Origin of the sequence: Sulfitobacter noctilucicola (assembly GCF_000622385.1) — a bacterium.
GTDB lineage: Bacteria > Pseudomonadota > Alphaproteobacteria > Rhodobacterales > Rhodobacteraceae > Sulfitobacter > Sulfitobacter noctilucicola.
This window is the reverse complement of record NZ_JASD01000001.1, coordinates 45917-57929: the sequence shown is the minus strand read 5'-3', so window position 1 is coordinate 57929 and position 12013 is coordinate 45917. Positions and strand designations below refer to the sequence as shown.

At 56.8% G+C, this 12013-nt stretch carries 12 protein-coding genes; all 12 read right to left on the bottom strand.

The genetic code is table 11. The annotated features are described in order from the left end of the window. Positions 1-12: 12 nt before the first annotated feature. A complete protein-coding gene (locus Z946_RS0100300) occupies positions 13-696 on the bottom strand; it encodes an ABC transporter ATP-binding protein (protein ID WP_081780740.1) in 684 nt (227 codons plus the stop codon). 14 nt (positions 697-710) lie between these two features. Continuing rightward, positions 711-1472, bottom strand: a complete 762-nt coding sequence (locus Z946_RS0100295) for an ABC transporter ATP-binding protein (protein ID WP_025053753.1) — start codon at positions 1470-1472, stop codon at positions 711-713. After that, positions 1469-2791 (bottom strand): branched-chain amino acid ABC transporter permease, encoded by a 1323-nt coding sequence (locus Z946_RS0100290; protein WP_025053752.1) that lies wholly within the window; start codon positions 2789-2791, stop codon positions 1469-1471. The genes Z946_RS0100295 and Z946_RS0100290 overlap by 4 nt, the downstream gene beginning before the upstream one ends. Further along, positions 2788-3744, bottom strand: coding sequence for a branched-chain amino acid ABC transporter permease (locus Z946_RS0100285; protein ID WP_025053751.1), 957 nt, complete (start codon positions 3742-3744; stop codon positions 2788-2790). Before Z946_RS0100285 ends, Z946_RS0100290 begins: the two co-directional genes overlap by 4 nt. Positions 3745-3829: 85 nt before the next feature. Then, complete coding sequence (locus Z946_RS0100280; protein WP_025053750.1) at positions 3830-5074, bottom strand: branched-chain amino acid ABC transporter substrate-binding protein; 1245 nt, start codon at positions 5072-5074, stop codon at positions 3830-3832. Between the two features lie 390 nt (positions 5075-5464). Continuing rightward, the gene (locus tag Z946_RS0100275) at positions 5465-6277 is read right to left on the bottom strand and encodes an IclR family transcriptional regulator (RefSeq protein ID WP_174416541.1); all 813 of its coding nucleotides are present in this window, start codon (positions 6275-6277) and stop codon (positions 5465-5467) included. Positions 6278-6286: 9 nt separating this feature from the next. Then, complete coding sequence (locus tag Z946_RS0100270) at positions 6287-7318, bottom strand: phosphotransferase family protein (RefSeq protein WP_025053748.1); 1032 nt, start codon at positions 7316-7318, stop codon at positions 6287-6289. Positions 7319-7327: 9 nt separating this feature from the next. Next, positions 7328-7978, bottom strand: a complete 651-nt coding sequence (locus Z946_RS0100265) for a histidine phosphatase family protein (RefSeq protein WP_025053747.1) — start codon at positions 7976-7978, stop codon at positions 7328-7330. Further along, on the bottom strand, positions 7975-8988 hold the full coding sequence (locus Z946_RS0100260; RefSeq protein WP_420911438.1) for an NAD(P)H-dependent flavin oxidoreductase: 1014 nt from the start codon (positions 8986-8988) through the stop codon (positions 7975-7977). The genes Z946_RS0100265 and Z946_RS0100260 overlap by 4 nt, the downstream gene beginning before the upstream one ends. A 54-nt stretch (positions 8989-9042) precedes the next feature. Continuing rightward, a complete protein-coding gene (locus tag Z946_RS0100255; RefSeq protein ID WP_025053745.1) occupies positions 9043-10239 on the bottom strand; it encodes an acetyl-CoA C-acyltransferase in 1197 nt (398 codons plus the stop codon). A gap of 25 nt (positions 10240-10264) precedes the next feature. Beyond that, entirely contained in the window at positions 10265-11191 is a 927-nt protein-coding gene (locus Z946_RS0100250; RefSeq protein WP_025053744.1) for an SDR family NAD(P)-dependent oxidoreductase, read from the bottom strand. Next, positions 11191-12012, bottom strand: a complete 822-nt coding sequence (locus Z946_RS0100245; protein WP_025053743.1) for an SDR family NAD(P)-dependent oxidoreductase — start codon at positions 12010-12012, stop codon at positions 11191-11193. Before Z946_RS0100245 ends, Z946_RS0100250 begins: the two co-directional genes overlap by 1 nt. Position 12013 lies beyond the last annotated feature (1 nt).

Genomic DNA, 12013 nt, shown 5'->3' with positions numbered 1-12013 from the left:
GAATGTATAGTGTCAGACTTCGAGCCATTCCTTCCGCACGTCATCACGCGCTTTCAGCTCGTCCGGTGTGCCTTCGAAAACAACCTGACCGTGGCCCATCACGTAAACACGATGCGCGATGTCCATGGCGATGGACAGCTTTTGCTCAACCAGCAGGGTCGAAATCCCCTTGGCCGCAATCGCCTGCAGCACTTCTGCCACCTTTTGCACCATCTGCGGCGAGAGACCCTCTGTCGGCTCGTCAATCATCACAAAGTCAGGATCGCCCATCAATGTCCGACACATGGTCAGCATTTGCTGTTCCCCGCCCGACAACACCGATGCCTCGACATCTGCGCGGCGATCAAGGTTTTCAAACATCTCGAACATCATCTGCATCGACCAGCGACCGGCACCGTCCTTTTGACCGGGTTTAAGCCCCAGTGTCAGGTTCTGGCGCGTGGTCAGACCCGGAAAGATATCGCGGTTTTCCGGCACATACCCGATGCCCATGTTCGCAATCTCAAAGGCTTTCTTGCCGGAAATCTCCTGGCCTTTGAACTTGACCGAACCCTGCGGTTCCACCTCGCCCATGATCGCCTTGCAGGTCGTGGACCGCCCTACACCGTTGCGCCCCAAAAGCGCGACAATCTCGCCCTCCTGTACGTTCATCGTCACCCCTTGCAGGATGTGCGACTTGCCGTAATAGGCGTGCATGTTGTTGACTTCGATCAATGTTCTGCCTCCAGCGCTGCGCCCAGATAGGCTTCTTGAACCTTGGGATCTGCCCGCACCAGTTCGGGCGTATTGGTCGCGATGATCTCTCCGTAAACCAGCACCGAAATCCGGTCCGCCAATCCAAAGACAACGCCCATGTCATGCTCAACCATGATCAGGGTCTTGCCTGCCGTTACCTTGAGGATCAGATCGGTGATATAATCGGTCTCTGAATGGCTCATGCCGGCCGTCGGCTCATCCAGCATGATAACATCCGCACCACCCGCGATGGTAATCCCGATCTCAAGCGCGCGTTGTTCAGCGTAAGACAACAGCCCAGCCGCGACATCGCGCCGTTCCAACAGGTTGATCTGCTCAAGAATGGCGTCCGCCCCTTCATTAAGCCCGCGCGAGCGGGACACCAGATTCCAGAAGGAATACTTGTACCCCTGCGCCCACAACAACGCACAGCGCACGTTCTCAAACACGCTCATCTTGGGAAAGATGTTGGTGATCTGGAAAGACCGTGACAGGCCCTTGCGGTTAATCTGGTACGGCTCAAGCCCTGCCAGATCCTCACCATGCAGTTTGACCGTGCCAGCCGTGGGCGGGAACCGTGCGGTGATCAGGTTGAACAGCGTGGATTTACCCGCACCGTTTGGCCCGATGATCGCATGGCGCTCTGCCTTGCCGATGGACAAATCAATCCCGCGGATGATCTCGGCTTTGCCGAAACTCTTCTTCAGGCCCGTGAGCTCAAGTGCTGGTGCGCTCATGATCCGCCTCCTGCTGTATTCGCTTCATCCCATGCTTCTTTCATGCTTGGGGCGGTGACTTTGGCAATGCCAATGCCCACCACTGTGATCAGTCCGGCAACCAGCCAGGGCAGGATCGAGTGACTGTCGAATGTCGTCCAGAACAGCGTCATCTCATGGTCGCCTGTTGCCCCGTGACGGTAGTGGAACGTCATCTCGATCAAGGCACATAGGCCCAAGACACCAATAGCAGCAGGGATCAGTGTCTTGATATACGGCATAATCAATCCGCTCGCCTTACCCAGCTTGATGGCTGGCACGTGCATCATCAAAAGACCCGCCAAACCACCCGGAAAGAACATCACCGTAGCAAGGAACAATGCACCGGCATAGATCGACCACAACTCTGTCTGAAGGCTCAGCACCGTTTGCAGCAGGGTAAAGGCAATCGCGCCGATGATGGGGCCAAAGAAGAAGCCCACACCACCAAGGAAGGTCACCAGCAGGATTACACCCGATGAAGCCGCGTTCAGGTTCTCTTCGGTCAGGATTTCATAGCTGATGGCGAACAGACCACCCGCGATGCCGCAGAAGAAACCAGAGGCACAGAAGCTGTAGAAGCGGACCCATCGTGCGGAGTATCCAAGGAACTGCGCGCGCTCGGGGTTGTCGCGGACCGCGTTGGCCATCCGGCCAACCGGAGTACGCGAGAACAGATACATCAGCGCCGCCGATAACATCAGCCAGAAGGAAATCAGATAGTAGACTTCGATCTGTTTCAGGAACTCGACACCAAAGAACGGCAGGCCATAGGTCCGGTCGCCCGAAATACCTTCCTCACCGCCAAAGAAGGCGACGATGATGACCGAACAGGCGGCAATCAGTTCACCCACCCCGAGCGAGATCATCGCAAAGCGTGTGCCTGCGCCCGAGGTCGAGAATGACCCGATAAGCATCGCAAACCCCATGCCGAACAACCCACCAAAGAGCGGTAGCAGCGGCAACGGGAAGGCAACGCCGTAGTCTTCGACGTAATTCATGATGTGCATACAGAAGAAGCCGCCAAGACCCATGTAAACCGCATGGCCAAAGGACAGCATCCCGCCCTGACCCAGCAACATGTTATAGGCCAGCGCGAAAATCACCGTGATCCACATCTGGTTCATGATTGTCAGCGCGGAATTGGACGTGAAGATGAAAGGCATCAGCATCAGCGCAATGCCTGCGATAATCCACGGACCCAATGTAATGGTCATCGACCCTGCGCGCATCCGCTGTGCGGGCTTGCTGGGGTCGGTTGTGATTTGCCCTTTGGGGTCTTTGGTCATCTCGTCGGTCATGATTCACGCTTTCCGAAAAGGCCCGCAGGACGGAAGATCAGGATCAACACCATCAGGATATAGGGCAGGATGTCAGCAATCTGAGGGCTGGTCACCGTCCACAAATCCCGCAATGGATGTTCGCTCATATTCTCGGGAGTCGAGATGCCGATCCCGTTCAGAATATCGGACATCGCGATGTTGTATGATTTGGCAAATGTCGTAATCCAGCCGATCAGCAAGGACGCCACCAGCGCCCCCCAAAGCGAACCGAGACCACCAATAACGATTGTCACAAAAACGATGGAGCCGAGAACGAAAGCCATGCCCGGGAATGTACCCAGCACCGGCCCCGCAATCACGCCCGCCACACCGGCCAGCGCTGTTCCGACACCGAACACACCCATGAAGATCAGCGGCACATTATGCCCCAGCGCTTCAACCGTCCGCGGATAGCTCAGTGCGGCTTGGATGATCATCCCAACACGCGTTTTGGTCAGGATATAAAGCAGGCCAATAAAGATACTGACCGAGATAAAGATCATGAAAATCTTATATGCCGGGATGGAGTTTCCAGCGATGGCAAAGGCCGTGAAGTTCAAAACATCCGGCACATCATATGGCATCTGGTTCTTGCCCCAGATGAACTGGACCAATTCTTCGATCAACAGCGCCAGACCGAACGTAAAGATCAGTTCAGGCACGTGACCATATTGGTGAACACGTCTTAACCCGTACCTTTCAACACCTGCTCCCAGCAGACCGACAATCAGCGGTGCAATTAGCAGGCCCATCCAGAAGCCAACAGCAAGGCTGATGGAATAGGCGAAATAGGCACCCAGCATATAAAAGCTGGCATGGGCGAAGTTCAGCACGCCCATCATAGAGAAGATAAGCGTCAGGCCGGCGGAAAGCATGAAAAGCAGCAATCCCGTCACCAGCCCGTCAATCAAATTGACGAGGATGAGTTCCATCGGTCCCCCAAAAGGTTAGCAGTGAGTGTTCAGATTAGACAATTGTCCCGCCACGGCACGACCGCAGCGGGACAGGATCAAGCGCTTATGGGCGCTTCATCTCGCAAGTTGTCGGGCTGTCCATAGACGCCATCTCGATTGTCGATTCAGTTTTTACACCAAACGTCGAGCTGTCGTAGGGGAACTCGATGTCCTCATCTGTGTGAACACCAATATGCATGTCCTGAATCAACTGGTGATCCTGTGGACGCATGAACAGTTTACCGCCCCACATGGATTCGTACTCCATGCTTTCCAGCGCACTCGCCACGGCGACAACATCATCTGCTGTACCGGCTTCTTTGATCGCTTCTGCCAACATGCCGATTGTGTTGTAGATACGGCTCTGGTCGATGTTGCCATCGGGGTGACGCTCAAGGAACGAATTGTATGCGTCCCGTGCACGGTCAGAACCAATAGGGTTGATGGCACCCTGAGAGATCAGACGGATACGATCCTTGGCGCTGTCACCAAAGGCCGCCGTCATACCGGAACCGGCCGCATAATACGTGTAAATCGGACCTTCGAAACCATTTTCGATGATCGACTTACCCAGACCCAGCATGTCCGAACCCCAGTTACCTGTGATCACGGCATCCGCACCAGAGGCCACAACCTTGCGCGCATATGGCGTAAAGTCCTTAACTTTGCCGATCGGGTGCAGTTCGTCACCAACAATTTCCATGTCAGGTGATTTTTCACCCAGCATCTTGTTCGCGGCAGCGGATACAGCCTTACCAAACGAATAGTCCTGCCCGATGATGTAAACTTTTTTGATGCTGTCGTCTGCTGCAATGACATCCGTCAGCGCGTCCATTTTAATGTCTGCGTTTGCATCAAACCGGAAGTGCCAGAAGTTACACTTGTCATTGGTCAGCGCCGGATCAACAGCAGCGTAGTTCAGAAACAGGACGCGGCTGTCGGGGTTGCGGCGGTTGTGCTTGTCGATCGCTTCGGTCAGCGCGTTCGCAACACCAGAGGAGTTACCCTGAACAATATAACGGATACCCTGGTCAATCGCGACCTGAAGCTGGATCAGTGATTCTTTGGGGCTGATTTTGTTGTCAAAACCGACAACTTCCATGGTCTGGCCATCCAGAACGCCACCTTCGTCGTTTACCATGAAATCCACGGCATGTTCGAACTGGTGCAGGCCATTTGTACCCGTGCTGGCAAACGGGCCGGACAACGGATCAATAAACGCAATCTTGATATCTTCGGCAAATGCCGCAGTGGCGCCGATGATCAATGACAGCGCGGACACCGCGCCAAGTTTGGTAATCTTCTTCATGTGTTCCTCCCTAGGATAAGCTGCGCCCCGATTGATCTGTTCAGGGTCATTAGCTAAGCGAAAGAGTTGCATACCCCCTGTCAAAGTCAAGGGCACAGACGCTCTGTAACCCTGCGTCACAACCAAGTGTCTATCCGCCCCCCGCACACGGCCCGATTGCCCTGCCGCAAAAAGCGGCAGCCGAAAGCCTTGTATGAAGCCTTGAATTGATTGAAATAATTGAAGTTTCTGTTCATTTTGAAAGCGACATACAGGGCAAAATTTATGCAGGTATCCGCCCTTTTTCTGGCAATGCGATGCTATCCATATTTCTGGAAATCCAACCCGTCTTACGCGAATCTCAAAGGGCCACCTGCACGCCGTTGTTCCGCAGTGCGGAACATCTTGCCGCTATGGTTTTTGGAAGGGCCGGATACTCAGGGTTTCTGCAGCCTTTATCAGCCGCGGGCCATAAACGGTTTCCAGTTGCTTGGGTTTCACCCGATAGGACGGCCCCCCGACATTCAGACCAAAAACGCGTTTTCCACCCAGCGAAAACACCGGTACGGCAATGCCGTTCACATCCTTGCGCCAACTTCCGTAGCCGACACAAAAACCCTTTTCTTCGTAGATCGCAAGCGCCTGCGCGTACCATGCCCGCCCGTCCGCCTCGGTCTGCGGATCGCGGCGCGCGGCGATATCGAACACGGCCTCGCGGGCATCGGTGCTCATGCCGATCAGAATCGCCTGACCAATTGCAGAATGGAAAATTGGCAGCCTTGTACCAACGCGTATGGCCAGCGTGACACTCTCATAGGAAACACAGGTCGCGAGATAAACTGCATCCAGTTGATGTTGCTCTGCCAGCGCTACGGTGATGCTGGAATTCGGCCCATCACGCAGTTTTTCCATTTCCTGCATCGCACGGTCGCCGATATCCATTCCCGACAGCAGACCAAACCCCAGATGCAGGACACCTGCGCTTAACCGGTATGTCCCGCCACGCGGATCAGCCACAAGATAATCCAGGGCGCAAAGCGTATGGGTCAGCCGCGACACTGTCGCCTTGGGCAGACCGGTGCGTTCAGAGAAATCACTGTTGCTCAGGCTGACTTCGCCATCGCGAAAACACCGCAAAACCTCCAGACCCCGGGCAAGTGCCGTGACAAAGTTACGGTCCTTACCGTCCGCGCCCTCACCTGCATTTGCCTCCAAATCATCCATCAGGCGAAACTATCCGCGCCGCAGGGCGTCTAGGCCGTGCTGGGCAAACACCGGCACAAATTCACCCAACTTCAGCGCCCGTTCAGGGTTCGATGCGTTCCCGTCCAGCCCGCGCTTCAAAACACCCTGAATGATACCCGCCATACGGAAGAAACAAAAACCTAGGTAGTAGCCAAAGTTGTCGATGCCATTCAAGCCACGCCGCTCGCAATACTTCGCAATAAAGGCTTCATCAGACGGCAGGCCAAGGGCTGCACGGTCCAACCCGCCCATCCCGCGCCCTTCGGTACCTGACGGCAATTGCCACTGCATGATGACGGCGGCCAGATCCGCAAACGGATGTCCAATAGTCGACAGCTCCCAATCCAGCACGGCACGGCAATCGGTCGTCTCCGCATCAAAGATCATATTATCGAGACGGTAGTCCCCATGCACCAGCGTGCGCTGCCCGTCATCTTCGGGCTGGGCTTCAACAAGTTCCACCATCAAGGCATCCATTGAAGGGTTCTTTTGTGTCTCGGATGCGCGGTACTGCTTGGACCAGCGACCGACTTGCCGTTCGAAATAGTTCCCCTCGGGGCCGTAATCGCTCAGCCCGACAGCATCAATGTCGACCTCATGCAAGGCGGCCAGAACGCGGTTCATATCGTCAATCACACCCGTCCGGTCCGCAGGCGTCAGTCCCGGCATCTCAGGCTCGTTAAAGTTGCGGCCCGGCACATGGTCCATGATGTAAAACATGGACCCGATGACGTCGTCGTCTTCACAAAGCAGATGCATCTTGCTGACCGGCACATCCGATCCCTGCAATGCCTTTTGAACACGGTATTCACGGTCCACCGCATGCGCGGACTTCAGCAAAACCCCCGGCGGCTTGCGCCGCAGCACATAGTTGTGCGCAGGTGTTTTCAGCATGAAGGTCGGGTTGGACTGGCCCGTCTGGAACTTGGTTACGTCCATCGGCCCTTCGAAACCGGGCAGGTTCTCTTTGAGATAGCTGGCGACCGCCGCTTCATCCAATGTTTGTGTATCAGTGCTCATAGTCGTCCCTCAGCTATAGCTTAACAGCTTGGCGCCTTCTGGCGTCATAAAATGCGGCGTTGCGTTGAATTCATTCAAGGAACACCGCGCACCATTGAACACAAACCGTGTCATCGCCGTGTTCTTGATCTGCAAATTCAGCTCCATCATGTGCCGCCTGTCGGCCCCAAGCGCGACGGCGGTCATCTGTCCGATCACGCCCCCCGATGACACCACCAGCACACGCTTGGCATCGGTATCGCAGGCAAATGCGCGCGCCGCTTCAACACGTGCTGCAAATTCCGCATAGGTCTCGGATGCACCGTCAAAGGACGCGTCCTGCCATTCGAATACGGTTTCACGAAGCGTGCGGAAATGCGTGCGCCGGTCGCCTTTGACCAGATCAGGCACATCGCCCCTGAACCGCGCCTGCAACAAATCGCCAAAGTCGTATTCGTTGAAGCCTGCATGTTCTTCGCCACCTCCGGCAAAACCCATTGAGGTCAGCGTATCGCGCTGCCGTTTCAGCGTGCCTGTCACCAGCCGATCCGGCACCCACGCCATCTCGCGCAGCAACGCACCCACCGCCTCCGCTTGCTGGTGCCCCAGATCGGACAGCACGTCATAGTCATCATGTCCGAATGACGCCTGCCCGTGCCGGATGACCAGAAGCTCGCTCACGAAAACTCCGCCGCCAGCTTCTTGCCTGCGGCTTGATACTCCGTCGCCATCCGGTCCACGATTGAAGCCGCCGGTCCGACGGATTTGATTGCCCCGATCCCCTGACCGGAACCCCAGATCGTTTTCCACGCTTTGGGCTTTTCGCGGTCCTGACCAAAGTTCATTGAGGATGCATCCGCCTGTGGCAGGTTGTCGGGGTCCATGCCCGCCGCCTCGACCGATCCTTTCAGGTAATTGCCCCAAACACCGGTAAAGAGCGACGAATAGACGATGTCCTCCGCGCCGCTGTCCACAATCATGTCCTTGTATCCCTGATCCGCGTTCGCCTCGTCCGTGGCAATAAACGGCGATCCGGTATAGCCCAGATCAGCCCCCATCGCCCGCGCGGCAAGCAAGCTCTCACCGGTCGCGATTGACCCGGACAGAGCCAGCGGCCCGTCGAACCATTCACGGATTTCGCGTACCAGAGCAAAGGGGGATTGCTGGCCCGCATGGCCACCGGCACCCGCCGCCACAGCCACCAGACCGTCAGCCCCTTTTTCAATCGCCTTTTTGGCGAAACGGTTGTTGATGATATCGTGCAAAACGATCCCGCCACAGGAATGCGCGGCCTCGTTCACTTCGACCCGCGCGCCCAGTGAGGTGATCCAGATCGGTACCTCGTGTTTGACACAAATATCCAGATCACGCTCCAGCCGCCCGTTGGACCGGTGCACAATCTGGTTCACCGCATAAGGCGCCGCTGGCCGGTCCGGATTGGCCTGATTGTGCCGGTCCAGCTCTTCCTTGATTTCGGTCAACCATGTGTCGAGCAGTGGATGCTCTCCCTCTCCTTCACGCGCGTTCAACGCCGGAAACGACCCGACGATCCCCGCCTTACACTGGGCGATCACCAGTTTCGGCACCGATATGATAAACAACGGCGATGCGATCAGCGGTATCCGCAAGCCTTGCAGCGCCTTCGGCAGATGGGAATCGTCACGGGCCATGGAGCCTCCAAAGATGTTCATGTTGACGGTAAGGGGGCGGGTGAAACCGCCCCTCTTGTTTGCAAATCGCAAGGGCTACAGAACCTCGAACAGGCCCGCAGCACCCATGCCGCCACCCACACACATGGTGCAGACCACGTATTTCGCGCCGCGGCGTTTACCTTCGATCAGGGCATGGCCCACCATCCGCGCACCGGACATACCGTAAGGGTGACCAATGGAGATCGCGCCGCCGTTCACGTTCAGCAGCTCGTCAGGGATTCCCAAGACATCACGCGACTGGATGACCTGAACCGCAAAAGCTTCGTTCAGCTCCCACAGACCGATATCGTCCATCTTCAATCCGTGCGCTTCAAGCAGTTTCGGCACAGCATAGATCGGGCCAATGCCCATCTCGTCCGGCTCACATCCAGCGGCCATTACACCGACATAACGACCCAGCGGCTGCAAGCCCGCTTTCTCGGCCGCTTTCGCTTCCATCACAACAGACGCAGACGCACCATCGCTCAGCTGCGATGCGTTACCTGCGGTGATGAATTTGCCTTCCTTGATGTGCATGCCATCCTTATGCACCGGCTTCAGGCCGGCAAGGTTTTCGGCGGATGTGCCGGGGCGGTTGCCCTCGTCTTTTTCAAGCGTCACCTCGTGCGAGGAGATTTCCTTGGTCTCGCGATCCTGGATCATCATCGTTGAGGTCAGCGGCACGATCTCGTCATCGAACTTGCCCGCTTCCTGCGCGAGGTGCGTGTTTTCCTGTGAACGCGCTGCGTATTCGTCCTGACGCTCGCGGCTGACGTTATAGCGTTCCGCGACTGTCTCTGCTGTTTCCAGCATCGACATGTAAATCTCGGGCTTGTGCTCCATCAGCCATTTGTCGGCCTTCACACGCATCTCTGGCGTTTGCACCATCGAAATACTCTCGACGCCGCCGCCAACAACAACATCCATACCGTCCATGACAACCTGCTTGGCCGCCGTGGCAATCGCCATCATGCCGGATGCGCATTGGCGATCCATTGACATGCCCGCGACAGTGACCGGCAGGCCCGCGCGCACGGCAGCCTGCCGCGCGATATTGCCCGCTGAATGGCCCTGTTGCAGCGCAGCGCCCAGCAACACGTCCTGCACCGCTGCCGGATCGACACCTGCGCGTTTGACCGCATGGGCGATGGCGTGACCCGCCAGTTCCTGTGGTGTGGTGTTGTTGAATGCGCCGCGATAGGCTTTGCCAATCGGGGTTCTTGCTGTGGATACGATGACTGCGTCACGCATGGTGTCTCTCCTTGGTTAATTCTGTTTACCAGTCCAGCTTCAGGCCGCGGGCCTTGGCTGCATTCAGGGCGTATTTCTTGGTCTGGCTAAAGGCATCGGTCAGTTCTTCCTGACCTTCTGTCGCTGCGATTTCCGCAAATCGCGCAGCGATGGCCTCTGGCGTATTCTCGTCGTCCAACAAGGTAATGCCGGGTGTTTCGTACACTTTGGTCAAGGCAAAGCTGCCCGCACCCGCCCCAAGGATCGTACGCGATGGCGCGTCCTCCGACACCAGATACAAAAGACCTGGCGTGATCGTTTCAGGTGCCAGCAGTGCTGCCGCTTCGGCGGGCAACAACTCTTCGGTCATGCGCGTCGCAGCCGTAGGGGCCAACGTGTTGACACGGATGTTGTCGCGCGCGCCTTCAAGATGCAGAACGTTCATCAAGCCCATCATCGCGGCCTTTGCAGCCCCGTAGTTCGATTGACCGAAATTCCCGTATAGCCCCGATGCAGAAGCCGTGAACACAAGTCTTCCGTATTTCTGCTCGCGCATAATAGGCCAGCACGCATGCGCCACATTGGCAGAGCCGATCAGATGTACGTCAACGACTTTACGGAAATCCGACATCTCCATCTTGGAGAACGTCTTGTCCCGCAGGATACCCGCGTTGTTCACCACGATATCGACGCGACCCCATGCGGCGATGGCCTGTGCCACCATATCCGTCACACCGTCTTCGTCTGACACATCGCACCCATGGGCAATTGCATCACCGCCCATCGCCTTGATCTCTTCCACGACGGCCTCTGCCGCTGCTGAAGACGCGCCGGACCCGTCACGCCCGACACCCAGATCGTTGACAACAACCTTGGCACCGCGCGCGGCCAGACCCAATGCGTGCGACCGCCCCAGACCTGTGCCTGCACCCGTTACAATCGCAACGCGGTCATCAAAACGGATATCAGCCATCAGTGCAGCGCCTGTTCAAAGATGTTCGGACCCGACATCACGTTGATGCCGCCGCTCACCGGAATGACTGCCCCAGTGACATAAGCGCCACCCTGCCCACAAAGGAACAACATGCAGCCCGCAATGTCTTCGTCGCGTCCCACGCGTTTCAGCGGCACGTCCTTGCCAACCTTGCCACGCGTATCTTCATCCGCTGTAGCAAACGCTGTCATCCGCGACACAAACGGTCCCGGCGCAAGCGCGTTCACAGTGACATGCTGACCGGCCAATTCCTTGCCCAGAATACGCGTCATGTGATGCACTGCCGCTTTCGACATGGAATAGGAATAGGCACCGTCACCCATCTCGCGCTGCCCCATAACAGAGCCGACATTCACCACGCGCGCAGGATCATCCGCCGTGCTTGATGCAATCAACATCGGCAAGAGCTTCTGCGTCAGGTCGAACATGCCCGCCACATTGACGTTCATCACCTTTTCCCACGCATGATGCGGGAACTGGCCCAGTGGCGCACCCCAGGTGATACCCGCGTTGTTCATCAGGATGTGTAGAGTGTCCGAGCGTTCCTTGACCGCTGCAACCAACGCGTCGATGCCTTCCTCGGTCCCGACATCACCAACAAACCCGATGGCCTTGCCCGACGCACCCAGCGCGTTCAATTCTTCGGCCACGGCTTCGCAGGCACCTTCCTTGCGGCTGGCCATCAGTACGGTCGCACCCGCACGCACCAGCGCTTCGCAGGCCATCCGCCCGATGCCCGTTGCACCACCAGTGACCAACGCCACCTTACCTTCAAGTCCGAATAGAGACTGAATATCCATC